This is a genomic window from Christiangramia aquimixticola (assembly GCF_048285835.1).
GTDB classification, from domain to species: Bacteria; Bacteroidota; Bacteroidia; order Flavobacteriales; family Flavobacteriaceae; genus Christiangramia; species Christiangramia aquimixticola.
Window position 1 is genome coordinate 1 of sequence record NZ_JBLVTL010000375.1, and the last position, 254, is coordinate 254.

1 protein-coding gene is annotated in these 254 nt (G+C 41.7%); it reads left to right on the plus strand.

The annotated features are described in order from the left end of the window. On the plus strand, nt 1-254 hold a 254-nt coding region (locus ACNKXV_RS14875), incomplete at both ends, for an HYR domain-containing protein (protein WP_417908471.1).

Below are 254 nucleotides of genomic sequence, written 5' to 3' on the forward strand. Positions count from 1 at the left end.
AGCTTTACAGCAACGGCAACCGATAATTGCGATGACAATGTAGCTATTTCCTATAGTGTTGGTGGAAGTAATATTAGCTTCCCCTATAATTTCCCCATAGGAACTACAACAGTTACGGTAACAGCAGACGATGGAGATTCAAATTCAGCTAATACGACCTGTACTTTTGATGTAACAGTTATTGATGATGAAGCACCAGTTATAACCAACTGCCCGGCTCCGGTTAATCCATATAGCGTTGATGCAGGTGAGTG